The sequence below is a fragment of the Aeromonas bivalvium genome (genome assembly GCF_046078285.1).
Lineage (GTDB): Bacteria > Pseudomonadota > Gammaproteobacteria > Enterobacterales > Aeromonadaceae > Aeromonas > Aeromonas bivalvium.
The window spans coordinates 871,679-893,205 of the sequence record NZ_JBGXBV010000001.1; the positions used below are offsets into that span (position 1 = coordinate 871,679).

Genomic DNA, 21,527 nt, shown 5'->3' on the forward strand with positions numbered 1-21,527 from the left:
CATGTACGCATTGACCAACTGCACCCTCTACACCGGCAGCGATGTGTTGACCGGGCACGGGGTGCTCATCGATGGCGACCGGATCGTCGCCATCAAACCCCTGGCGGACTTGCCCCGGGACGTGGCTCGCCACGACCTGAACGGTGCCAACCTGAGTGCCGGTTTCATCGACCTGCAGCTCAACGGCTGTGGCGGCGTCATGTTCAACTCGGCGATCACGGTCGAAACCCTGGCCACCATGCAGGCGGCCAACCTCAAATCCGGTACCACCAGCTTCCTGCCGACCCTGATCACCAGCCCGGATGCAGACATGAAGCAGGCGGTCGCCGTGACCCGCAGCTACATGCAGGCCCGCGCCAACGAGGTGCTGGGGGTGCATCTGGAAGGGCCCTACACCAACCTCAAGCGCAAGGGCATACACCCGGCGGATCAGATCCGCCAGCCCGCCGACGAGATGATCGACTTCTTCTGCGCCAACGGTGACGCCATCGCCAAGATCACCCTGGCCCCCGAGCGCAACAACCCGGAGCACATCCGTCGCCTGGTGGAGGCCGGCATCCTGGTCTCAGCGGGTCACACCGCCGCCAGCTACGAGCAGGCCATGGCCGGGTTTGACAGCGGCATGCGCTTTGCCACCCACCTCTACAACGCCATGACGCCGACCGTCAATGGCCGCGAGCCGGGCGTGGTCGGTGCCATCTACGACAGGGATGACGTCTATACCGGGGTCATCGTCGATGGTCATCATGTGCACTGGGCCAATGTGCGCCTCGCCCACAAGGTGCTGGGGGAGCGACTGGTGCTGGTGACCGATGCCACCGCCCCTGCCGGTGCACCGGAAGGCTTTGAGAAATTTGATTTTTGTGGCGCCACCGTCTATTTCCGTGATGGTCAGTGCGTCGATGAGAATGGTACACTCGGCGGTTCTGCCCTCACCATGATCGAAGGGGTGGAGAATCTGGTCAAACAGGTGGGGCTGCCCCTCGCCGAAGCGCTGAGAATGGCCACCCTATACCCTGCACGCGCCATTGGATGGGACTCACGTCTCGGTAGTATCCAGGTCGGCAAGATAGCCAACCTCACCGTCTTTGATCAGGACTTCAGGGTCCTCGGGACCGTGGTTAACGGACACTACACACAACAGTGACATCATGACTGGCGGACAAATAGCAAACGTAGATCTCATCAAGCAGGTAAACAGCGCGGCCGTGTATCGGCTCATCGACCTGCAAGGCCCCATCTCCCGGGTCAAGATTGCCGAATTGAGTCACCTGGCCCCGGCCAGCGTGACCAAGATCACCCGGCAACTGATCGAGCATGGCCTGATCAAGGAGACCTCGCCCCAGGCCTCGACCGGCGGACGGCGCGCCATCTCCCTGACCACCATCAAGAGTCGGTTCCAGTTTGTGTCCGCCAAGTTGGGTCGGGGCTACCTGCACCTCTCCTTGTACGATCTCGACGGCAAGGAGCTCGATCAGCACATCACGGAGGTGACCGAGATCGACCAGCAACCCGTGGTCGACATGCTGCTGCGGGAGATTGGCGCCTTCATCGATGCCCATCAGGAGCGCAATCGCAACCTCATCAGCATCGCGCTCACCATGCCGGGCCTGGTCAACCCGGAATCGGGCATGGTCATCTACACCCCCAAGTACCAGATCCGCAACCTGGCCCTGGCCAAGCTGCTGGAAAACCACTTCAACCTGCCCTGCTACGTCGGCAACGACACCCGCTCCCTGGCACTGGCCGAGCACTTCTTCGGCGAATCCCGTGACTGCATGGACTCCATTCTGGTGAGCGTTCACCAGGGGGCGGGTTCTGGCATCATCACCAAGGGCAAGGTGTTCCTCGGCCAGAACCGCAACGTCGGCGAGATTGGTCACATCCAGGTGGAGCCGCTCGGCAAGCGCTGCCACTGCGGCAACTTCGGCTGCCTGGAGACCATTGCCTCCAACGAGGCCATCGTCGACAAGGTGAAGGAGCTCATCAGCCGCGGCCACCAGAGCAGCCTGCAGGACAAGTACATCAGCATCCAGGAGGTCTGCAAGGCCGCCCTGGCCGGGGATGAGCTGGCCCGCAGCGTGATCGAGAACGTGGGGGAACATCTGGGACGGGCGGTGGCCATCACGGTCAACCTGTTCAACCCCCAGAAGGTGCTGATCGCAGGCGAAATCACCGAGGCCGAGGAGATACTCTTCCCCGCCATCCGCCGCTGCGTCGAGCATCAGTCCCTGCCAAGCTTCCACCGTGGCCTGCCCATCGTGAAAGCCCGCTTCCAGAACCAGCCCACCATAGGCGGCTTCGCCCTGGTGAAGCGGGCCTTGCTGGAAGGGGATCTGCTGCAGATCATCATGGAGCAGAAGTAAGGCCAGGGCCTTGCGAGACAACAACGGCAGCCACTGGCTGCCGTTTTTTATGCTCTTTTTGCCGGATTACCCCGCCCGGCACGGCTTGAACCGCTCCAGCTTGCCGTCATAGGCCTGGGTCTGCACGTCCATAATGCCGAGCATGGCGCGGGGCAACGGGTTGTCGCCTTCCATCAATCCGACTCACCCCGCCCCGCACTGTTTGAGCAGATCCAGCTTGCCGTCATAGACGGTCTGCACATCCATGATGCCGAGCATGGTGCGGGGCAACGGGTTGTCGCCTTCCATCAATCCGGCTCACCCCGCCCCGCACTGTTTGAACAGACCCAGCTTGCCGTCATAGACCTGGGTCTGCATATCCATGATGCCGAGCATGGCGCGGGGCAACGGGTTGTCGCCTTCCATCAATCCGACTCACCCCGCCCTGCACGGCTTGAACAGGTCAAGCTTGCCGTCATAGACCTGGGTCTGCACGTCCATGATGCCCAGCATCGAGTGGAACAGGTTGTCGTGGGAGAAACGCTTGCTGGCCGCCTCCTGCTGCAGGCAATCCAGATTGAGCTGGCGATCCGCCTGCAACTGGGGAGAGAACCAGGTCAGCAGCGGCACCCGGGTCTGATCGTCCGGGGCGAACTTGTAGGGGGTGCCGTGCAGATAGAGCCCCATGGCGCCGAGGGATTCGCCGTGATCCGACAGATAGACCAGCCCCACGTTGTACTGGCTCTCCAGGCTCTTGAGCTTGTCGATGAGCCGGGCCAGCACCTTGTCGGTGTAGCGAATGGTGTTGTCATAGGTGTTCACCAGCTCTTCGTTGCTGCAATTCTCGATGTCGCTGCGCGGGCAGTCCGGCAGGAAGACGCGATCGGCGGCCGGATAGCGGCGATAGTAGGTCGGGCCATGGCTGCCCATCAGGTGGAAGGCCACCAGCTTGCTCCCCTCCCGGCTCTGCATCCCGGCGATCTGCTGATCCAGCCCCTGCAACAGCACCTCGTCATGGCAGGCATCGCCCGAGCAGTATGCAGGGAACGCCTTGGGCTTGATCTCGATGGTGGGGACGTTTTTGCACACTCCCTTGCAACCGCCGTCGTTCTCCTTCCAGAGTACCGATATCCCGGCATGCTGCAGCACATCCAGCAAGCCGTCCTGGGAGTGGGCCCTGGCCTCGTCATAGCCGCGCCGGGTCAGGTTGGAGAACATGCAGGGCACGGAGAGCGCGGTGGCGGTGCCGCAGGAGCGCACGTTCCTGAACGAGACGACATTGGCCTCCTGCTCGGTGAAGCCGTTGGTCTGCTTCTGGTAGCCGTTGAGGGAGTAGTTCTGGCTGCGAGCCGTCTCCCCCACTACCAGGAACATCAGGGTCGGCTTCTCATGCTGGCCGACCACCCTGGCATCGGTGCCGATCTGCTGGTAGGGGATGGGGGTGGCGAAGACCACATCCCGGGCGTACTTGTAGAGCCCGTGCACATAGTTGGCGGGCACTATCTCCTTGCCGAGGGACTTGTTGTTGCGCCCCACGGAGGCGTAATCCTGGTAATAGAGGGCGGCTGTCCCCACCAGGAACAGCAAGGAGAGGGCGATGGATCCGAGCCGCAGGCCCAGCCCCTTGTACCAGGGAGCCGGGTACTCCACCTTGATCCAGAGCAGGGCACACACCGGCAGCACGGCGGTGAGCAGGAACCAGAGCACCACTGAGCCGTTGAGATAGGAGCCCGCCTCCCCGCTGTTGGTCTCGAAGATGTTCTGCACCATGCCCACATCGAAGATGATGCCGTATTTGAGCATGGCGTAGCTCGCCAGGGAGCCGGTCATGATGAGCAATATGAAGAAGGGCTTGAGCAGATAGCGGAAGGTAAAGGGCAGGAACACCGCGTTGAGGGCGGCCACCAGCACCAGGGGGATGGAGAGGACAAACCCCGCCTTCACATGCTCGAGCGCGGTGAGAATACGATAAAAGTGCAGGAAAATGGGCCAGTTGAACACCAGTGCAAACAGCAGCACCAGCAACAGATTGACCTTCATCACTCCCAGAGTGAGGCGCATAGAGAGACTCCGACAAACCAGTGGAACTGAAACCTGCCAGCAGGCTTCGAGGTGACCATCCCGGCGCTCGGCCCTGAAAAACAGGACAAGAGCCAGGGAGGTCCAGATACGGGTCATCCTAGGACGGCAAACTTAAGCGGACATTAAGAGAGGGCATAGAACCACAAGGGGGAAGGGGCACGACCTGGCAGATAAAAAAACGGCAGCCTGGGCTGCCGTTTTTGCGGGGGCGAACAGAGCGTCGCCACCTGTGTGTTCACGGACCTGGTGAGGGTCGCCGCGCGCTCGACGGAGCCGGGGGAAGAGGACCCTTGTGGTCGCCCTCCCCTTTGCCCTGGTAGATCACAGGGTCGCGGCAATCTCGTCGGAGCCGGAGAAGAGGACTCTTGTGGTCGCCCTTGCTCTGGGAGATCACAGGGTCGCGGCAATCTCGTCGGAGATGGAGCCGTTGTGGTACACCTCCTGCACGTCGTCCAGATCTTCCAGCATGTCGATGAGGCGCATCAGCTTGGGCGCGGTCTCGGCATCCAGCTCCGCCTCGGTGGAGGGGATCATGGTCACTTCGGCGCTCTCGGGCTTGAAGCCGGCCGCTTCCAGACCGTCCAGCACGGTACCGAAGTCGTTCGGGGTGGTGTAGACCTCGATGGTGCCATCCTCTTCGGTCACCACGTCGTCGGCCCCCGCTTCCAGGGCAGCGTCCATCAGGGCGTCTTCATCGGCGCCCACGAAGGTCAGTACCCCTTTCTTGGTGAACAGATAGGCCACGGAGCCGTCGGTCCCCAGGTTGCCGCCGCACTTGCTGAAGGCGTGACGCACTTCGGCCACGGTACGGTTGCGGTTGTCGGTCAGGCACTCCACCATGACGGCGGAACCGGCCGGGCCGTACCCTTCGTAGACTATGGTCTCGAGCTGTTCGCCGTCACCGCCGCCAGCCCCACGGGCGATGGCGCGGTTGATGGTGTCACGGGTCATGTTGCTGGTCAGGGCCGCCGTCACCGCCGCACGCAGGCGCGGGTTGTTGGCAGGATCCGCATCACCCAGACGCGCGGAGGTGGTGATTTCGCGGATCAGCTTGGTGAAGATCTTGCCACGCTTGGCGTCTTGCGCCGCCTTGCGGTGTTTGATGTTGGCCCATTTACTGTGACCTGCCATAAAAACTCTCCGTTATATTTTTAATATCAATAAGATAACACCATGATGGGCGCGAGGCTCAGGGCCCCGCCCCTCTTCATCAGGCTTCCCCTTGGGCCTCGGCCTTGGCAACGGTGGCGATGGCCAGCTCACCCAGCTGGGCCGGGTTGGCAAAGCTCGGGGCATCTGTCATCAGACAGGCGGCCGCCGTGGTTTTCGGGAAGGCGATGACATCCCGGATGTTGTCGGTGCCGGTCAGCAGCATGCTGAGGCGGTCCAGACCGAACGCCAGACCGGCGTGGGGCGGGGTGCCGTATTTCAGGGCATCCAGCAGGAAGCCGAACTTGAGGCGCTGCTCGTCCGCCGTGATCCCCAGGATGTCGAACACGGTGGACTGCATCTCGCTGTTGTGGATACGCACAGAGCCGCCACCCACTTCGTAGCCGTTGATCACCATGTCGTAGGCGTTGGCGTAGGCACCCAGAGGGTTGGCCTTGAGCTCGCCCGGGCCCAGGTTGCTCGGTGCGGTGAAGGGGTGGTGCATGGCGGCCAGACCGCCTTCGCCATCTTCCTCGAACATGGGGAAGTCGATGACCCAGAGCGGCTTCCAGACGTTCTCCACCAGGCCCAGATCGCGGCCCACCTTCAGGCGCAGGGCGCCCATGGCGTCGCACACCACCTTCTTGGAGTCGGCGCCGAAGAAGAGGATGTCGCCGTCGGCGGCGCCGGTGCGGGCCAGGATCTCGCGCACGATCTCGTCAGAGAGGAACTTGGCCACCGGGGACTGTACCCCTTCGATGCCGTTGGCCGCATCGTTGACCTTCATCCAGGCCAGGCCCTTGGCACCGTAGATGCCGACGAACTTGGTGTACTCGTCGATCTGCTTGCGGGAGAGTTCGGCGCCGCCCGGCACCTTCAGGGCCGCCACGCGGCCTTTGGGGTCGTTGGCGGGGCCGGCGAACACGGCGAATTCCACCGCGGTCAGCAGGTCTGCCACATCCACCAGCTCCATGGGCAGGCGCAGGTCCGGCTTGTCGGAGCCGAAGCGGCGCATGGCTTCGTCGAAGGTCATGATGGGGAAATCCCCCAGATCCACGTTCAGGATGTGCAGCCAGAGCTTGCGGATCATCTCCTCCATGATTTCACGCACCTGGGGCGCGGTCATGAAGGAGGTCTCCACGTCGATCTGGGTGAATTCCGGCTGGCGGTCGGCACGCAGGTCTTCGTCGCGGAAGCACTTGACGATCTGGTAGTAGCGATCGAAGCCGGACATCATCAGCAACTGCTTGAACAGCTGCGGGGACTGCGGCAGGGCGTAGAACTTGCCCTTGTGCACCCGGCTCGGCACCAGGTAGTCGCGGGCCCCTTCCGGGGTCGCCTTGGTCAGCATGGGGGTCTCGATGTCGAGGAAGCCCTGCTCGTCCATGAAGCGGCGCACGAAGGCACTGGCCTTGGCGCGGGTCTTCAGGTACCTGGCCATCTCGGGGCGACGCAGATCCAGGTAGCGGTACTTGAGGCTCACCTCTTCGCTGTTGACCTGGTTGAAGTCCAGCGGCAGCGGCTCGGCACGGTTGATGATGGTGAGCTCGTGGGCGAACACCTCGATGGCGCCAGTGGCCATGTCGCTGTTGCGCTGTGAGTCCGGACGGGTACGCACCACGCCGGTCACCTGGATGCAGAACTCGCCGCGCAGCTCGGAGGCCAGGGCGAAGGCGTCCGGCTTGTCCGGATCGAAGAACACCTGCACGATGCCCTCGCGGTCGCGCATGTCGATAAAGATGAGGCCGCCCAGATCGCGACGACGATGGACCCAACCGCACAATGTAATGGTCTGCCCGGCATGGGCCTCATTGACCTGTCCGCAATAGATAGAGCGCATGGACTTCTTCCTTCGAAATTGTATGAGAGACGGTTTACCTTGAGTCGCCGGGCACGATTGGCAAGCACCGTCTGTCTCGCAGCTGGCCATATTCTCGTTCTTACCCGGTGTGAAATCAGTCTCGTACCATCCGGCCCCCTGGCGCCGGAAGCGTGCCGCCGATCCAGGCGTGCGACGGCCAGGCAGTCGGTCGGCGGAGCATCGGAGAGCACTCGCAGTCTTGCCAATTGATGATATCCGCACTGGCGCCCTCGGCGTCATCCTGTGCTGTCATCAAAAATTGAAAAACAAAAGGGCTGGCATTATAGAGGAAAACTCCCATACGGGTAAAATGACCTGCCCCCTCCTTTGCCCTGTTTTTTAGCTCCCGGGACAAAAAAGGGGGCCAAACGCGAGAAATCTGTCGACAGGAAGCCTCATGAGCCTCTATTTGGGCCTGCCCCAATGGTCCCACCCCGTCTGGCCCGGCCAATTACTCGGCCAGGGCGCCAAACCCGCCGAGCACCTGGCTCACTATGCCAGCGTGTTCAATACGGTGGAGGGCAACACCACCTTCTACGCCCTGCCGACCCAGGAGACGGTGCGGCGCTGGCGCGCCGCCGTGCCCGACGGATTTCGTTTCGCCTTCAAGTTTCCGCAGACCATCAGCCACCAGAGCGATCTGGTGAGCGTGGATCGGCAGGTGACGGACTTCATCGCCCTGCTCGAACCCCTGCACGACACCCTGGGGCTGCTCAAGCTGCAACTGCCCGCCCGCTTCGGTCCCGACGGTCTGCCCCGCCTGCAGGCCTTCCTCCAGCGGCTGCCGAAGGATTTCTGCTATGGCCTCGAGGTTCGCCATCCCGACTTCTTCGCCAAGGGGGAGGCGGAGCGGGCCCTCAACCGGATGCTGATGGCGCTGGGGGTGAACCGCATCATGCTCGACAGCCGGCCGCTGTTCTCGGTGCCCGCCACCTCAGCAGCCCTCATCGATGCCCAGGGCAAGAAGCCGAGGCTCCCGGTGCACCTGCTGGCCACGGGGGACGCCCCCGTGGTTCGCCTGATAGGTCTTCCTCACCCCGAGGACAACCACCCCTTCCTGCCGCCCTGGCTGCCCCGCTGGCAACAGTGGCTCGCCGAGGGCAAGGATCTCTATCTCTTCATTCACACCGCCGACAACACCCTGGCCCCGGAACTGGCGCGTCAGGTCAGCCGCCTGCTCGGTCAGGCGATGGCCCCCTGGCCGGGGGAGAAGGACCGCGCCCGCCAAGGGGTGCTGATGTTTTAGTCAGCAGAAAAAAAAGCCGAAAATTTGCAGCCCCCCGCCTGCCCCGTTCAAGACAAATGAGCGGCAATCCTCTACACTAGCGCCCCAATGACGGGTCAGCAGGATGGCCCGTGCGAGCGGCCCGACCATCAGGAGTTTCCTGGTCCTTGTCGCCGTTCGTCAGTCGATGGCATCCGGCACCCTCCGGCCGCCATCCAACACCTACATTGAACAACACAGGGGCATGCTCTCCCCTGCCGGGTTGCACCACATATGCATGATCAGATCTTTGCCGCCCCCATCGCCCAACTGGGCGATTTTTGCTTTGACGAGCAGGTCGTCGATGTCTTTCCGGACATGATCCAGCGCTCCGTGCCTGGCTACAGCAACATCATCTCCGCCATCGGCATGATGGCCGCCCGCTACGCCCAGCCCCACAGCCGCCTCTACGATCTCGGCTGCTCCCTGGGGGCGGCGACCCAGGCGATGCGTCGCAGCCTGACGCAGCCGGGCTGCCAGATCACGGCGGTGGATCTCTCCCGCCCCATGATAGAGCGCGCCCGCGCCCACCTCTCGGGCTTCAAGTCCGAGGTACCGGTGGCGCTGGTGGAGGCGGACATCTGCGACGTCAGTATCGAGAACGCCTCCGTGGTGGTGCTCAACTTCACCCTGCAGTTCGTCGACCCCGAGAAACGGGCAGCCCTCATCGCGCGCATCCATGATGGCCTGCGCCCCGGCGGCATCCTCATCCTGAGCGAGAAGTTTCGCTTCGAGGACGAGCAGGTCAACGAACTGCTCATCGACTTGCATCTCGACTTCAAGCGGGCCAACGGCTACAGCGAACTGGAGATCAGCCAGAAGCGCACGGCGCTGGAGAACGTGATGCGCACCGACACCCTGGCGGTGCACAAGGCGCGCCTGCGGGACGCCGGTTTCGCCCATCAGGATCTCTGGTTCCAGTGCTTCAACTTCGGCTCCATGATCGCCATCAAATCAAGCGAGCCCGCCCAGCCATGATCGACTTCGCCAATTTTTACCAGCTGATCGCCAAGAATCGCCTCAGCCACTGGCTGCACACCCTGCCCGCCCAGCTGCACGCCTGGCAGCATGACAACCTGCACGGCGACCTGCCGCGCTGGAGCCGGGCCCTGGGCAAGCTGCCGGCAGTCGCCCCCGACAAGGTCGAGCTCAAGAGCCGGGTCGAGATAGGCTCGGCCGAGAGCCTCGGCGAAGGGGAGCGCAAGAAGACCGAGAGCCTGCTGCGCCAATTCATGCCCTGGCGCAAGGGGCCTTTCACGGTACACGGCATCCACATCGACACCGAGTGGCGCTCCGACTGGAAGTGGGATCGGGTGCTGCCCCACATCAGCCCCCTCGAGGGACGCTACGTGCTGGACGTGGGCTGCGGCAGCGGCTATCACCTCTGGCGCATGGTGGGGGAAGGAACCCGGCTCGCGGTGGGCATAGACCCGAGCCCGCTGTTTCTGTGCCAGTTCGAGGCCATTCGCCACTTCGCAGGCAACGACCAGCGCGCTCACCTGCTGCCCCTTGGCATCCAGGAGCTGCCTTGCCTGCGCGCCTTTGACACCGTCTTCTCCATGGGCGTGCTCTATCACCGCAAGTCCCCCATCGAGCACATAGAGCAGCTGCGCAACCAGCTGCGCGATGGCGGCGAGCTGGTGCTGGAGACGCTAGTGGTCGACGGCGATGTCAATCAGGTGCTGGTGCCGGAGGATCGCTACGGCAAGATGCGCAACGTCTGGTTCATCCCCTCAAGCCTGGCCCTCAAACGCTGGGTGGAACGCTGCGGCTTTACCGATGTCAGGATCGTTGATGAAAATGTCACCAGCACCGACGAACAGCGTCGTACCGACTGGATGGTCAACGAATCCTTGTCCGATTATCTAGACTCGTCCGATCCCACGTTGACCGTGGAGGGGCTGCCAGCCCCCAAACGCGCCGTCCTGATTGCGACCAAGGCCAAGGACTAGCCGGGGGCAGCCCAGGAAGTTACACTGATTCAATTCCAGGAAGCACAGCTAAATGAATGACATGAAAAGCAAATTGAAAGGAATGACCCTGCTCTCTCTGCTCAGCCTCGGCGGGTGTGCCCAGTTGGAACCGGCACCCGTGGTGCCGCCCCTGACCCTGGCCGATCTGCGGACCGAGTTGAGCCTGAACGAGCAGAAGGTTCAACTCGCCATGGCGCAACAAGAGCGCCAGGCCGCGCAGCAACAACAACTGTTGACCCAGCTCAACGCCGATGTCGCCAAGATGAAAGATTCCGTGAAGAAAGTTGATAGCAAGCTGGCGACACTGCCCGCAGAGCCGCCCAAGCCCATGGCCATCCCGACCGAGCAGTGTGCCGCTCCGGAGGCGGGTCACACCGTCGACGGCAAGCTGCTGGTAGGTGAAGCCGAATGGCTCTGGGTCGATGCGGCCAATGACGCCTTCCAGGCCCGGGTCGATACCGGCGCCACCACCTCCTCCATCAGCGCCCAGGAGATCACCATCTTCGAGCGCAACGGCAAGAACTGGGTGCGCTTCTTCCTGAGCCATCAGGACTTGGATGACAAGATCCAGATAGAGGCGCCCCTGGTGCGCCACGTGCGGGTGCGTCAGGCCTCCGCCGACGATCTGGACCGCCGCCCCGTGGTGCGCCTCGCCGTGCGCATCGGCGACATGACGGAGAAGGCCGAATTTACCTTGAAAGATCGCAGCGACATGACCTTCCCCGTGCTGCTGGGTCGTGAATTCTTGAAAGATATCGCCGTGGTCGACGTGGCCCGCGAATATATCCAACCCAAACCCAAGCTCAAGGATGTGAAATAATCCATGGTTTCCCGTAAGCCGTTCTATTTGCTGGTTGCCCTGCTGTTCATCGTCGGCATGGGGATGACCATCTATCACCATATCGCCCTGGACGTGCCCTTCACCCCGGGGGAGAAGCGCCAGATCTGGTCCATCGAGGCCAAGCTTGAGTTCGATGCGAGCGGGGAACCCGTCATCGCCTCCCTGGCCATCCCGGGTACCCAGCCGGGTTACACCCTGATGAACGAGAATGCGGCGAGCCCGGGCTATGGCCTGTCGTTCGTGGAGAAGAACGGGGATGCCCGCGCCGAGTGGTCCATTCGCACCGCCACCGGCCGTCAGGAGCTCTACTACCGGGTCGACATGATGGCCGATGCCCATGCCAAGCCGGCTGCCTTGGCCCAGCCCCCCGCCATCGAGAAACAGATCGAGAGCGAGCCCTATGCCACCGCCATGAAGCAGATCCTGGAACGCGCCCAGGAGCGTTCCGCCGACGGCTACACCCTGACCCGCGAGATCATCAAGGAGATCGAGAAACAGGAGCAGAACGCCGAGCTGCTCAAATCCCACAAGAGCCGCGCCAACCTGATCGCCGAGCTGCTGAGCAACGCCGATGTGCCGGCCCGGGTAGTCCATGCCCTGAGCCTGGAAGATGGTCGCCGCCGCCAGGAGCTGGTGGATTACCTTCAGGTGTTCAACAGCCCCACCGACTATCAGCTGTTCAATCCCCAGACAGGGGAACAGGGCCGTCCGGCCAACCTGCTGCTGTGGGAGTACAACTCCGGCGCCCTGCTGGACGTGACCGGCGGCCACAACTCCAAGGTCACCTTCTCGATGATCGCCCAGGAGCAACCGGTGAGCGTGGCCCTGGCGCAGAAGTTCGAGCAGTCCGACATGATGAACTTCTCCATCCACGGCCTGCCCCTGGAAGAACAGGCCCTGTTCAAGGGGCTGCTGCTCATCCCCATCGGCGTGCTCATGGTGGTGTTCCTGCGGGTCATGGTGGGCATCAAGACCTCGGGTACCTTCATGCCGGTGCTGATCGCGGTCGCCTTCATCCAGACCCAGCTCATTACCGGCCTGGTCGGCTTCCTGCTCATCGTCGGCACCGGCCTCATCATCCGCTCTTACCTCTCGAGGCTGAACCTGCTGCTGGTGGCCCGCATCTCGGCGATCATCATCATGGTGATCTCGATGATCGGCCTCTTCTCCGCGCTGGCGTTCAAGCTGGGGCTGACCAGTGGCATGAAGATCACCTTCTTCCCGATGATCATCCTCTCCTGGACCATAGAGCGGATGTCGATCCTGTGGGAGGAAGAGGGCTCCAAGGAGGTGTTCCGTCAGGGTGGCGGCTCCCTGCTGGTGGCGGTCATCGCCTACCTGGCCATGGACAACGAGCTCATTCGTCATCTCACCTTCAACTTCCTCGGCCTGCAGCTGGTGCTGATGGCCACCGTGCTGGTGATGGGCAACTACACGGGTTACAAGCTGAGCGAGCTCAAGCGCTTCAAGCCGCTGGTGGACGAGATGAAGTCCGGTGTCACCATGGGTAAGGACAAGTAACAGATGTGGTTCTGGGAAAAATACACCAGCCCGTGGAGCCTGGCCCAGTCAGGCATCCTCGGCATGAACAAGCGCAACCACTCCTATATCAGCCGCTACAACCCGCGCAACCTCTATCCCCTGGTGGATGACAAGTTGCAGACCAAGAAGATAGCGCTCGATGCCGGCGTCACCGTGCCCGATCTCATCGGCACCATCCGCGAGCAGCACGACGTGACCCGCATCGCCGAGATGGTCAGGGAGTGGCCGGGCTTTTGCATCAAGCCGGCCCGGGGCTCGGGGGGCAAGGGGATCCTGGTGATCCTGCGTCAGGAGGATGGCCTCTTCTACAAGCCCAACGGCAGCGCCTCGACCGTGCAGGATCTGGAGCGCCATGTCTCCAACATCCTCGCCGGTCTCTACTCCCTTGGCGGCAAGCCCGACGTCGCCCTGGTAGAGGGGCTCATCAACTTCGATGACGTGTTCGACGGCTACTCCTTCGAAGGGGTGCCCGATTCCCGGGTGATCATCTTCAAGGGCTTCCCTGTGATGGCCATGATGCGCCTCTCCACCGCTGCCTCGGACGGCAAGGCGAACCTGCACCAGGGCGCCGTGGGGGTGGGATTGTGCCTGCGCACCGGCCGCGCCCTGCGGGCGGTACAGTTTGGCACCCCCATCCGTCACCACCCGGATACCGGCCTGGACCTGTACGATCTCAAGGTGCCCCACTGGGATACCCTGCTGACCCTGGCGGCCTCCTGCTACGAGATGTCGGGTCTGGGCTACATAGGCACCGACATGGTGCTGGACAAGTTCCGCGGCCCCATGCTGCTGGAACTCAACGCCCGCCCGGGCCTCGCCATCCAGATCGCCAACGGCCGCGGCCTGGTGCCCAATCTCAAGACCATAGAGAAGCTGGGTCAGGTCAAGATGACGGTGGCCCAGCGGGTCGCCTTCTCCAAGGAGCACTTCGGCATCTTCGAAGAGTGACGGCGCGCCAAAACGCGACTCAACAGCGCGCCTTCGGGCGCGTTTTTTTATGCCAACGCCAAGCCCCTGACCCAGTCCCAGCCCCCTTGCGCCGTTTTATTAGAGCGACAAGCCAGGGGGGCGATGTTAGATTACTCAAATCAAATTAAGTAGATAGAAGGGATCAGGTCTTCCTATGCAACGCTGGCCCAGCCTGAAACAGCTCCAATATCTGATAGCGCTCGACGAGCACAAGAACTTCAATCGCGCCGCCAAGGCCTGCCATGTCAGCCAGTCCACCCTGAGTACCGGGATCCAGACCCTGGAGGACATGATGAATCTGCAGCTGGTGGAACGCGACCACAAGAGCTTCATCATGACCCCCATCGGCCTGGAAGTGGTCGAGCGGGCCCGCAACCTGCTCTCCGACGCCCGGGATCTGATGGAACTGGGCCAGCAGCAGGGGGGCGCCATGCAGGGCACGGTGCGCCTGGGCTGCATCCCCACCATAGCCCCCTTCCTGCTGAGCCAGCTGGTGCAAAGCTGTGCCCAGACCTATCCCGAGCTGGAGCTGCTGCTGCGGGAAGACACCACCACCAATCTGCTCAAGCAGCTGGAACAGGGGCAGCTCGATCTGCTGATCCTCGCGCTGCCCATCGAGATCGGCGGCTTCCACTGCAAGGCAGTGGGCCAGGATCCCTTCCACATGGTGATGCCCAGCACCATGGCGGCCGGACTGCACATGCCGTTCGACTACAAGGAGCTGCCCAGCCAGAGCATCTTCCTGCTGGAGCGGGAGCACTGCCTGACCGAACATGCGGTGAGCGCCTGCCGGTTGCGGGACAAGAGCAAGATCAACCCCTTCGCCGCCACCAGCCTGCATACCCTGGTGCAGATGGTGGGCGCCGGGCTCGGCACCACCTTCCTGCCCCAGATGGCCATAGAGGCCGGGATCCTGGACAACACGGATCTGGTGGCTATCCCCCTGCCCGGGGAGCAGGCCTACCGGGAGATAGGCCTGGTGTGGCGCCCCAGCACCACCCGGGTACAGACCTTCTACAAGATTGCCGAGCTGCTGACGCCGCTCATCAACCCCAAGCCTGCGGGGTGATCCCGGTGGCCGCCCCCCATATCGGGGCCTGGCCACCCGTCAATGCCTTCGTCATTCAGGTTCCAGGCAGGATCATCGTCTATGATGAACCCCGTGCCCTATCAAGGAGTTGAGATGTTTCGCACCTTGCTGACGCCCCTGCTGGCCCTACTGCTGGCCGCCTGCTCCAGCACGCCGGAGCCCCCACCCCCCTCGCCGCCGAGCACGGCGTTCGACGGCTTCTTCCAGCAATGGCGCGGCGTGCCTTATCGCATGGGCGGCAGCAGCCGGGCGGGCCTCGACTGCTCCGCCTTCACCCAGCTCGCCTACAGCCAGGTACTGGGCTTTGACCTGCCCCGCACCACGCAATCCCAGGCCAGTCTGGGCACCTCGGTGCCGCGCAGCGAGCTGCGCCACGGGGATCTGGTGTTCTTCAAGACCGGCTGGCAGCAATACCACGTCGGGGTCTATACCGGGGCCGGGGAGTTCATCCACGCCTCCACCAGCAAGGGGGTGATCCGCTCGCGGCTCGACAACGTCTACTGGAACAGCCGCTACTGGCAGGCCCGCAGGCTGATCCAGTAGCAGAACCCGTCACATCAAAACGAAAAGGCCCCGCGGGGCCTTTTCGTCATCCACACCTCAGTGCTTGCGGTGCCAGCGGGGGGAGGTGGCGCGCTCCCCCCAGGGGGTCACGCAGGGCAGCAAGGCCCCCTCGATGACGCCGTCATGGCTCGCCAGCGCCAGGGCTATCTTCTCGTGAAGCAGGCGCAGCAGGTTCTGCTCCTGATCTGCCAGGGAGTGGCCCGCGGCGAAATACTCCCGCTGATGCTGCAGTGCCAGCTTCTGGGCAAACTCATAGGTGGTGAAGCTGTCCGGCATGCGTGCGATGACGTCATCCAGCCGGGCCAGCAGGCTGTGCAATTCCCTGGTCATGTGCGGTTCTCCCTCCGAGTCGATGGGTCACAATTACCCCTTATTGGATACAAGACCAATCCGGATGCCCCAGAAATGGGAGCCCGAGCACAGTTCCGGGCAACACCTCTCACCTCAAGCTTCCCTGAGCCAGCGCCTTGTTTACAAGCTGATAACGAGTCGCTAGATTTGGACCGACCAATCAGTCGGTTGTTTTTTGTGCGGAGCCCATCATGGATACCACCTTCCCCCCAGCGGACAAGTTCTCCCTGCCCGATCAGCTGATCCGCCTCAGGCAGACTTGCCAGGCACACCCCATGCCAAGCCTGGCACAGCGCCGCAGCGGCCTCACCCAACTCAAGGGCGCCCTGCTCGGCCACAAGCAGGACCTGTGCGATGCCCTGGCCCGGGACTATGGCCAGCGCAGCGACTACGACAGTCTGATTGCCGACATACTGCCCTGCGTCATGCAGATCAACTACACCCTGAAGCGGCTCAAGGGCTGGATGAAACCGGAGCGCCGTCATTCCGGCCTGCTGCTGGCCCCCGCCAGGGTCGAGGTGCACTACCAGCCCCTCGGCGTGGTCGGCATCATGGTGCCCTGGAACTTCCCGGTGATGCTGAGCCTCGGCCCCCTCATCGGCGCCCTCGCCGCCGGCAATCGCGCCATGATCAAGCTCTCCGAGTTCACCCCTCACACCAACGCCGTGCTGCGCACCCTGCTCGATGAGGCCCTCGGCGGTGACGAGGTGGTGGTCCTTGAGGGGGACGCCGAGCTCGCGGCCGCCTTCAGCGCCCTTCCCTTCGATCACCTGGTGTTCACCGGCTCCACGGCGGTGGGTCGGCTGGTAATGGCTGCCGCCGCCCCCCAGCTCACGCCGCTGACCCTGGAGCTCGGCGGCAAGAGCCCCTGCCTCATCGCCCCCGACATGCCCCTGGCCCTGGCGGTGGAGCGGATGATCTTCGCCAAGAGCCTCAACGCCGGCCAGATCTGCGTGGCCCCGGACTATGTGCTGCTGCCGCGAGGACAGGAGCAGGCCTTTATCGAGGCCTATCAGGCCCATTTTCGCCGCCTCTACCCCCAGGGACTCGAGAGCCCGGATTATGGCGCCATCATCAACCCCCCCCAGTACCAGCGGCTCACCGCCTGGCTCGACGAGGCCAGAGAGGCCGGCGCCCAGATCCACCCCTGCGGCACGCCCGCCCGAAATGACGCCACCCGCAAGCTGGTGCCCCACCTGCTGACCGAGGTGCCCGGCCACTGCCAGCTGATGCAGCAGGAGATCTTCGGCCCCCTGCTGCCCCTGGTGCCCTATGACGACATAGAGGAGGCCCTGGCCTATGTGGCGGCCCGGCCGCGCCCCCTGGCGCTCTATCTGATGAGCCTGGACGAGCCCCTGCAGCGCCGCCTCATCCGGGAGACCCACGCCGGAGGCATGGCCATCAACGAAAGCCTGTTCCAGGTGGCGGCGGACGATGCCCCCTTCGGCGGCATCGGTCCCTCCGGCATGGGCCACTATCACGGCCGCGAGGGCTTTCTCGCCTTCTCCAAGGCGAAAACCGTGCTGCGCCGCGGGCGCTTCAGCACAGGCGCCCTCATTCACCCCCCCTATCGACGCTGGTACCAGCGGCTGATGATGGCCCTGTTCCTGCGCTAGGAGGCGAGATGCGAGAGACCATGACCGACAAACGCCGCCAGATCCTGGATGCCGCCCTGGCCCTGTGCGCCGAGGATGGCCTGCAAGGCGCCGCCACCGCCCGCATCGCCAAGGCGGCCGGGGTGGCCAATGGCACCCTGTTTCACCACTTTCCCAGCAAGGAGCTGCTGATCCAGAGCCTCTATCAGGAGATCAAGGCGCGCCTGGGGGCCGCCATCAGCGAGGCGGACCCCGCGATCCCCCTCGAGGTGCAGGCCCGCCACTACTGGCACCAGGCGATGGGCTGGATGCAGGCCCACCCCCGTGAGCTCAGGTTCGTGCTGGGCTTTTTCCACTCCCCCCTGCTGGCCCGCCCCCTGCGCAGCCAGATCCTGGCGGAGACCTTGCCTTTTCTGCCGAGCCTGCTCGCCCGGGGCCAGACCAGCGGCGAGTTGATGTCGGCCCCGCCAGCCCTGATGCTGGAGGTGTGCCAGGGCCAGTTCCTGGCCTGCGCCTCCCTCTTTGTCGATCAGCCCGAGCTTGGGGAAGACCCCCACTGGCAGGAGAGCGCCTTCGCCCTGTTCTGGTCCGCCATCAGCGGAGGTCCCCATGCGCCCTGACCCCCTGCTTGCCACCGGCAGGCGCCTCTGGATTGGCAGCCTGCTCTGGATCATCGGCCGCACCCTGTGCCGCGCCGCCCGGGTCGACGAGGCGGTGCGCCGCGAGCTGGCCCCCCTGCCGGACGGCCTCACCATCAGGCTGGCGGTGAATGGCCTGGCGGGCGGGCTGACGCTGCACAAGACGGCTGGACGCTGGCGCACTGGCGCGGCCCCCGAGCCGCGCCCGGGGGAAGCCGCTTCCCATTCGCTGCGGGTGCACTTCAAGCACCCCGCCGTCGCCTTTCGCGCCCTCAGCTTTCGCCTCGGCATCAACCAGGCCTTTTGCGAAAACCGGCTGCTGGTGGAGGGGGATCTCGACGCTGCCATGCACCTGGTGCGGGCGCTTGAGCAGTTGCAGAGCCTGATCCTGCCCGCCTTCATCGCGCGGCCCCTGCTGCGCCACTATCCCGACCCGCATCGCAAGCTCGCGCGGGCCTGCCACATCTATCTGGGTCTGCTGACCGGTTGAACACGAGGAGAACGCGATGAGCCGTTATTACGATTTTTTCTGCCCGGTCAAGCTGATGGCGGGGGAGCAGGCACTGGAGCAGTTGCCGGATGCCTTGAGGGGATTGGGGGCTAGCCGCCCGCTGCTGCTCACCGACAAGGGGGTCAGCGGCAGCGGGCTCGCCACCCTGCTGGCCGATGTGATGGCCGAGGGGGCCTTGCCGGTCGCCGCCATCTGGGACGAGATCCCGGCGGACTCCTCCACCGCCGTGGTGGAGCGGATCGCCCGCCACTACCGGGCGCTGGGCTGTGACAGCCTGCTGGCCCTTGGCGGCGGCTCCGTCATCGACACCGCCAAGGCGGTGAACATACTGGCGACCCTGGGGGGCGAGCGGCTGCTCGACTATGCCGGAGCGGATTGCCTGACCCGTCCCCTCAACCCCCTGGCGGTGGTGCCCACCACGGCGGGGACCGGCTCCGAAGTGACCCTGGTGGCGGTCATCAAGGACGAAGGGAGCGGGCGCAAGGTGCCCTTCACCTCCCCCTTCCTGCTGCCCCGGCTGGCGGTGCTGGATCCCCGCCTCACCCTGGGGCTGCCGCTGCCCATCACCGCCGCCACCGCCATGGATGCCATGACCCACGCCATCGAGGCCTTTATCGGCAACGGCAAGAACCCGATCAGCGACGCCCTGGCCCTGATGGCGGTGGAGAAGATCGCCAGCGCCCTGCCCAGGGTGCTGCTGGCCCCCGAGGACAAGCACCTGCGGCTGCAACTGGCGGAGGGCTCCACCCTGGCGGGCATGGCGTTTTCCAACTCCATGGTGGGGCTGGTGCACGCCCTGGGCCACAGCCTGGGGGCCCGCTGCCACCTGCCCCACGGCCTCTGTATGAACCTCTTCCTGCCCGCGGTGCTCGACTACAACCGGCCCGGCATCGACCCCGAGCTGGCCCGCCTGCTGCTGCCCCTGGTGGGGCCGGAGCGCTTTGCCGCGACCCCGGCCGAGGGGCGACCCCAGGCCGCCATCGAGGCGTTGCAGGCACTGCGCGATACCCTGTGGCAGACGGTCAAGCTGCCCCGCACCCTGCGAGAGGCGGGCCTCAGCGACAAGGCGCTGCTGCCCGGGATCCGGGATCTCGCCATCAACGACGGCGCCCTGCTCTACAACCGCAAGGATGCGGACAGGGCGCAACTGTTGGCACTGCTGGAGCGGGTGTGGGAATAGCGGGCCGCAGGACCCGCCCGGGCGTCAGGAAGCCGGGTCGAAGACCCCGGTGGAGAGGTAGCGATCCCCGCGATCGCAGATGATGGCCACCACCACTCCCCGCTCCAGCTCGGCCGCTATGCGCAAGGCACCGGCCACCGCGCCCCCCGAGCTCACGCCGCAGCAGATCCCCTCCTCCCGGGCCAGACGGCGCATGGTGCTGAGCGCCTCCTCCTGGGTCACATCCAGCACCCGATCGACCCGCGCGGGTTCGAAGATGGCGGGCAGGTAGGCGGCGGGCCAGCGGCGAATACCGGGGATCTGGCTCCCCTCGGCCGGTTGCAGGCCAATCACCTGCACCGCCGGGTTCTGCTCCTTGAGGTAGCGGGAGACCCCCATGATGGTGCCCGTGGTGCCCATGGCCGAGACGAAGTGAGTGACCGCCCCCTCGCTCTGGCGCCAGATCTCGGGGCCCGTGCTCTGATAGTGGGCATCCGGGTTGGCAGGATTGTTGAACTGATCCAGCACCAGCCCCTCCCCCCGCGCCTGCATGGCCAGGGCAAGGTCTCGGGCCCCCTCCATGCCATCGTCGACCAGTACCAGCTCGGCCCCATAGGCCTGCATGGCGACGCGTCGCTCCTGGCTCATGTTGCTCGGCATGATGAGGCGCATCCGGTATCCCCGGCTGGCCGCCACCATGGCGAGCGCGATGCCGGTATTACCCGAGGTGGCCTCGATGAGACGGGCCCCGGGAGCGAGGTGACCGCTCGCCTCTGCGTGCCTGATGAGGTTCAGGGCCGGTCTGTCCTTGACCGAACCTGCCGGGTTGTTGCCCTCCAGCTTGACCAGCAGGGTCACGGCGGGGTTGGGATTGAGGCGCTTGAGGCGTACCAGCGGGGTGTTGCCTATCAGATCGTCTAGGGTGGCAAAGGCCATCTTGGCTTCCTGTGCAAATGCGCGGATGAGTTGGCGCGGCTAACGTGGCATCATGGCGGGAGGCCAAGGCACGGCCCTCGGCCCTGTCCCGTCACGGGATGGCCAGTGTAAGCGAGCCATGACCACAGGCAAAGGGACACAGGACCCGACGGCCCATTTTGCGAACAGGAGTTGCCATGACAGACATCATTCATGATCCCCAGCAGCAGGCTTTCCTCTGTGTGGTGGACGGCCACGAGGCGCGCCTGCGCTACCGGGTACTCGATCAGCATCAGGTCGATGCCTACAGCACCTTCGTCCCCGGAGAGCTGCGCGGCCAGGGGCTGGCGGACAAGCTGGCCCGGGCCTTCTTCGACTGGACCCAGGCCCGGGGTCTGACAATCATCCCGAGTTGCAGCTATATAGAGACCTGGTTGCGCCGCCATGCCGGTTGACCCCGCACGCGAGGCCAGATGGTCTCTCACTGACACGGCTGCTGAGTCCCCCTCCCGGGTGGCCCTGCACGCGAGGCCAGATTGGCGCACTGGCCGCGGCTGCGCATCCCGGACTCGGCCATCCAGCCCTGCCACACCCTCGGAAAAACGATAAAAAGCCGCTATGGCACAATAACTTAACTAAAGTGACTGATATAAAGTGGCTTTCATAATACGAGTTTCA

General features: G+C 64.0%; 20 protein-coding genes. 15 read left to right on the forward strand and 5 right to left on the reverse strand.

Annotation, left to right across the window (positions count from 1 at the left end; all coding sequences use genetic code 11):
* Window position 1 precedes the first annotated feature (1 nt).
* Window positions 2-1,147, forward strand: coding sequence for an N-acetylglucosamine-6-phosphate deacetylase (nagA, locus tag ACEUCR_RS03970; RefSeq protein WP_041997744.1), 1,146 nt, complete (start codon window positions 2-4; stop codon window positions 1,145-1,147).
* A gap of 4 nt (window positions 1,148-1,151) precedes the next feature.
* Entirely contained in the window at window positions 1,152-2,366 is a 1,215-nt protein-coding gene (gene nagC / locus ACEUCR_RS03975; RefSeq protein ID WP_162625761.1) for a DNA-binding transcriptional regulator NagC, read from the forward strand.
* A gap of 414 nt (window positions 2,367-2,780) precedes the next feature.
* Here the strand turns inward: nagC and ACEUCR_RS03980 are convergent, their stop codons facing one another.
* From ACEUCR_RS03980 to aspS, 3 genes are all read right to left on the reverse strand, one after another.
* Window positions 2,781-4,406 (reverse strand): phosphoethanolamine transferase, encoded by a 1,626-nt coding sequence (locus ACEUCR_RS03980; protein ID WP_408746322.1) that lies wholly within the window; start codon window positions 4,404-4,406, stop codon window positions 2,781-2,783.
* A 411-nt stretch (window positions 4,407-4,817) separates the two neighbouring features.
* A complete protein-coding gene (locus ACEUCR_RS03985; RefSeq protein ID WP_408788170.1) occupies window positions 4,818-5,558 on the reverse strand; it encodes a YebC/PmpR family DNA-binding transcriptional regulator in 741 nt (246 codons plus the stop codon).
* A gap of 79 nt (window positions 5,559-5,637) precedes the next feature.
* Window positions 5,638-7,416 (reverse strand): aspartate--tRNA ligase, encoded by a 1,779-nt coding sequence (gene aspS / locus ACEUCR_RS03990; RefSeq protein ID WP_111873592.1) that lies wholly within the window; start codon window positions 7,414-7,416, stop codon window positions 5,638-5,640.
* A gap of 418 nt (window positions 7,417-7,834) precedes the next feature.
* Between aspS and ACEUCR_RS03995 the strand changes: the two genes are divergently transcribed.
* The 8 genes from ACEUCR_RS03995 (at window position 7,835) to ACEUCR_RS04030 (ending at window position 15,659) form a co-directional block, all read left to right on the forward strand.
* Window positions 7,835-8,683, forward strand: a complete 849-nt coding sequence (locus tag ACEUCR_RS03995) for a DUF72 domain-containing protein (RefSeq protein ID WP_408788172.1) — start codon at window positions 7,835-7,837, stop codon at window positions 8,681-8,683.
* A 252-nt stretch (window positions 8,684-8,935) separates the two neighbouring features.
* Window positions 8,936-9,679 (forward strand): carboxy-S-adenosyl-L-methionine synthase CmoA, encoded by a 744-nt coding sequence (gene cmoA, locus ACEUCR_RS04000; protein WP_408788175.1) that lies wholly within the window; start codon window positions 8,936-8,938, stop codon window positions 9,677-9,679.
* Entirely contained in the window at window positions 9,676-10,653 is a 978-nt protein-coding gene (gene cmoB, locus ACEUCR_RS04005; RefSeq protein ID WP_408788178.1) for a tRNA 5-methoxyuridine(34)/uridine 5-oxyacetic acid(34) synthase CmoB, read from the forward strand. Before cmoA ends, cmoB begins: the two co-directional genes overlap by 4 nt.
* Before the next feature lie 52 nt (window positions 10,654-10,705).
* Window positions 10,706-11,494, forward strand: coding sequence for an ATP-dependent zinc protease family protein (locus tag ACEUCR_RS04010; RefSeq protein ID WP_041997735.1), 789 nt, complete (start codon window positions 10,706-10,708; stop codon window positions 11,492-11,494).
* A 3-nt stretch (window positions 11,495-11,497) separates the two neighbouring features.
* Entirely contained in the window at window positions 11,498-13,036 is a 1,539-nt protein-coding gene (locus ACEUCR_RS04015) for an inactive transglutaminase family protein (RefSeq protein ID WP_041997734.1), read from the forward strand.
* A gap of 3 nt (window positions 13,037-13,039) precedes the next feature.
* On the forward strand, window positions 13,040-14,005 hold the full coding sequence (locus ACEUCR_RS04020; protein ID WP_041997733.1) for an alpha-L-glutamate ligase-like protein: 966 nt from the start codon (window positions 13,040-13,042) through the stop codon (window positions 14,003-14,005).
* 175 nt (window positions 14,006-14,180) lie between these two features.
* Window positions 14,181-15,095: a hydrogen peroxide-inducible genes activator gene (locus ACEUCR_RS04025; protein ID WP_408746330.1), complete on the forward strand. Its 915-nt coding sequence runs from the start codon at window positions 14,181-14,183 to the stop codon at window positions 15,093-15,095.
* A 114-nt stretch (window positions 15,096-15,209) separates the two neighbouring features.
* Window positions 15,210-15,659, forward strand: coding sequence for a C40 family peptidase (locus ACEUCR_RS04030; RefSeq protein ID WP_111873597.1), 450 nt, complete (start codon window positions 15,210-15,212; stop codon window positions 15,657-15,659).
* 57 nt (window positions 15,660-15,716) lie between these two features.
* On the opposite strand, the gene ACEUCR_RS04035 is transcribed toward ACEUCR_RS04030, so the two are convergent.
* The gene (locus ACEUCR_RS04035) at window positions 15,717-16,010 is read right to left on the reverse strand and encodes a hypothetical protein (RefSeq protein ID WP_408773169.1); all 294 of its coding nucleotides are present in this window, start codon (window positions 16,008-16,010) and stop codon (window positions 15,717-15,719) included.
* Window positions 16,011-16,222: 212 nt separating this feature from the next.
* On the opposite strand from ACEUCR_RS04035, the gene ACEUCR_RS04040 reads away from it, so the two are divergent.
* The 4 genes from ACEUCR_RS04040 to ACEUCR_RS04055 are packed head-to-tail and all read left to right on the forward strand — an operon-like array spanning window position 16,223 to window position 19,955.
* On the forward strand, window positions 16,223-17,647 hold the full coding sequence (locus ACEUCR_RS04040; RefSeq protein ID WP_408788181.1) for a coniferyl aldehyde dehydrogenase: 1,425 nt from the start codon (window positions 16,223-16,225) through the stop codon (window positions 17,645-17,647).
* Window positions 17,648-17,655: 8 nt separating this feature from the next.
* A complete protein-coding gene (locus ACEUCR_RS04045; RefSeq protein WP_111873600.1) occupies window positions 17,656-18,246 on the forward strand; it encodes a TetR/AcrR family transcriptional regulator in 591 nt (196 codons plus the stop codon).
* Complete coding sequence (locus ACEUCR_RS04050) at window positions 18,236-18,754, forward strand: hypothetical protein (protein WP_408788184.1); 519 nt, start codon at window positions 18,236-18,238, stop codon at window positions 18,752-18,754. Before ACEUCR_RS04045 ends, ACEUCR_RS04050 begins: the two co-directional genes overlap by 11 nt.
* Window positions 18,755-18,770: 16 nt before the next feature.
* The gene (locus tag ACEUCR_RS04055; RefSeq protein ID WP_408788187.1) at window positions 18,771-19,955 is read left to right on the forward strand and encodes an iron-containing alcohol dehydrogenase; all 1,185 of its coding nucleotides are present in this window, start codon (window positions 18,771-18,773) and stop codon (window positions 19,953-19,955) included.
* A gap of 24 nt (window positions 19,956-19,979) precedes the next feature.
* On the opposite strand, the gene cysM is transcribed toward ACEUCR_RS04055, so the two are convergent.
* Entirely contained in the window at window positions 19,980-20,870 is an 891-nt protein-coding gene (gene cysM, locus ACEUCR_RS04060) for a cysteine synthase CysM (protein ID WP_041997726.1), read from the reverse strand.
* 176 nt (window positions 20,871-21,046) lie between these two features.
* Here cysM and ACEUCR_RS04065 point away from each other — a divergent pair, with 176 nt between their 5' ends.
* Entirely contained in the window at window positions 21,047-21,304 is a 258-nt protein-coding gene (locus ACEUCR_RS04065; protein ID WP_041997725.1) for a GNAT family N-acetyltransferase, read from the forward strand.
* The last annotated feature ends 223 nt before the right edge of the window (window positions 21,305-21,527 follow it).

Coding starts and splice junctions, on each gene's coding strand:
- ACEUCR_RS04035 (WP_408773169.1), bottom strand. CDS start 16,010: ATGACCAGGGAATTGCACAGCCTGCTGGCCCGGCTGGATGACGTCATC.
- ACEUCR_RS04025 (WP_408746330.1), top strand. CDS start 14,181: ATGCAACGCTGGCCCAGCCTGAAACAGCTCCAATATCTGATAGCGCTC.
- cmoB (WP_408788178.1), top strand. CDS start 9,676: ATGATCGACTTCGCCAATTTTTACCAGCTGATCGCCAAGAATCGCCTC.
- ACEUCR_RS03980 (WP_408746322.1), bottom strand. CDS start 4,406: ATGCGCCTCACTCTGGGAGTGATGAAGGTCAATCTGTTGCTGGTGCTG.
- ACEUCR_RS04065 (WP_041997725.1), top strand. CDS start 21,047: ATGACAGACATCATTCATGATCCCCAGCAGCAGGCTTTCCTCTGTGTG.
- ACEUCR_RS04030 (WP_111873597.1), top strand. CDS start 15,210: ATGTTTCGCACCTTGCTGACGCCCCTGCTGGCCCTACTGCTGGCCGCC.
- cysM (WP_041997726.1), bottom strand. CDS start 20,870: ATGGCCTTTGCCACCCTAGACGATCTGATAGGCAACACCCCGCTGGTA.
- ACEUCR_RS04055 (WP_408788187.1), top strand. CDS start 18,771: ATGAGCCGTTATTACGATTTTTTCTGCCCGGTCAAGCTGATGGCGGGG.
- cmoA (WP_408788175.1), top strand. CDS start 8,936: ATGCATGATCAGATCTTTGCCGCCCCCATCGCCCAACTGGGCGATTTT.
- ACEUCR_RS04015 (WP_041997734.1), top strand. CDS start 11,498: ATGGTTTCCCGTAAGCCGTTCTATTTGCTGGTTGCCCTGCTGTTCATC.
- ACEUCR_RS04045 (WP_111873600.1), top strand. CDS start 17,656: ATGCGAGAGACCATGACCGACAAACGCCGCCAGATCCTGGATGCCGCC.
- nagA (WP_041997744.1), top strand. CDS start 2: ATGTACGCATTGACCAACTGCACCCTCTACACCGGCAGCGATGTGTTG.
- ACEUCR_RS04040 (WP_408788181.1), top strand. CDS start 16,223: ATGGATACCACCTTCCCCCCAGCGGACAAGTTCTCCCTGCCCGATCAG.
- ACEUCR_RS04020 (WP_041997733.1), top strand. CDS start 13,040: ATGTGGTTCTGGGAAAAATACACCAGCCCGTGGAGCCTGGCCCAGTCA.
- ACEUCR_RS03985 (WP_408788170.1), bottom strand. CDS start 5,558: ATGGCAGGTCACAGTAAATGGGCCAACATCAAACACCGCAAGGCGGCG.
- ACEUCR_RS03995 (WP_408788172.1), top strand. CDS start 7,835: ATGAGCCTCTATTTGGGCCTGCCCCAATGGTCCCACCCCGTCTGGCCC.
- ACEUCR_RS04050 (WP_408788184.1), top strand. CDS start 18,236: ATGCGCCCTGACCCCCTGCTTGCCACCGGCAGGCGCCTCTGGATTGGC.
- ACEUCR_RS04010 (WP_041997735.1), top strand. CDS start 10,706: ATGAATGACATGAAAAGCAAATTGAAAGGAATGACCCTGCTCTCTCTG.
- aspS (WP_111873592.1), bottom strand. CDS start 7,416: ATGCGCTCTATCTATTGCGGACAGGTCAATGAGGCCCATGCCGGGCAG.
- nagC (WP_162625761.1), top strand. CDS start 1,152: ATGACTGGCGGACAAATAGCAAACGTAGATCTCATCAAGCAGGTAAAC.